Here is a 1,155-nt window from a genome sequence, read left to right on the forward strand (position 1 = left end):
CTAGTGCTGTGACCGCATAGGTTCGCCGGGTTGGTACCGGAGGGCCCTGGACCGGTTGGATGTCGTGAGACGTTCAGCTCGGAAGGGGGCCCGGTGGCGGAGCCGGTCAAGGTTCGCAGACTCACGGACCCGGAAGGTCAGCAGTTACAGCGGATCGTGCGGCGGGGCAGCACGAACACGGTGCGCTACCGACGGGCGATGATGCTGCTGGCCTCGGCGGGCGGCAACCGGGTCCCGGTCATCGCCCAGCTGGTCCAGGCGGACGAGGACACGGTGCGGGACGTGATCCACCGGTTCAACGAGATCGGCCTGGCCTGCCTGGACCCTCGGTGGGCGGGAGGCCGTCCCCGCCATCTCAGTCCTGACGACGAGAACTTCGTCGTCCAGACGGCCACCACCCGTCCGACCCGGCTCGGGCAGCCCTTCACCCGCTGGTCGATCCGCAAACTGCTCGCCTACTTGCGGCGGGTCCACGGCCGGGTGATCCGCATCGGCCGCGAGACCCTGCGCTGCCTGCTCGCCCGGCGCGGTGTCACCTTCCAGCGCACCAGGACGTGGAAGGAGTCCACCGACCCCGAATTCGACACCAAGATCGAGCGGATCGAGTACGTCCTGGACCGCTTCCCCGACCGCACGTTCGCGTTCGACGAGTTCGGCCCGCTCGGCATCCGGCCCACCGCCGGCAGCGGGTGGGCCGAACAGGGCCGGCCCGGCCGGCTCCCGGCGACCTACCACCGCACCCACGGCGTCACCTACTTCCACGGCTGCTACTCCGTAGGCGACGACAAACTCTGGGGCGTCAACCACCGTCGCAAGGGCACCCTGAACACCCTCGCGGCGCTGAAGTCGATCCGGTCCGCGCGCCCGGACGGAGCCCCGGTCTACGTGATCCTGGACAACCTCTCCGCCCACAACGGCAGGAAGATCCTGAGCTGGGCGAAGAGGCACAACGTCCACCTGTGCTTCACCCCGACCAGTGCGTCCTGGGCAAATCCGATCGAGGCGCACTTCGGGCCGCTGCGGCAGTTCACCCTCGCCAACTCCAACCACCCCAACCACACTGTCCAGACCCGTGCACTGCACGCCTACCTGCGTTGGCGCAACACCAACGCCCGCCATCCCGACGTCCTGGCCGCCCAGCGCAAGGAACGTGCC

At 68.8% G+C, this 1,155-nt stretch carries 1 protein-coding gene; it reads left to right on the forward strand.

The window, feature by feature from the left end; genetic code table 11:
- Window positions 1-93: 93 nt before the first annotated feature.
- Window positions 94-1,155 (forward strand): IS630 family transposase (locus ACFWOG_RS40910; RefSeq protein ID WP_380364838.1); only part of this gene is annotated, 1,062 nt, incomplete at its 3' end.

Origin of the sequence: Kitasatospora sp. NPDC058406 (assembly GCF_042722765.1) — a bacterium.
In the GTDB taxonomy this organism is placed as follows: Bacteria; Actinomycetota; Actinomycetes; order Streptomycetales; family Streptomycetaceae; genus Kitasatospora.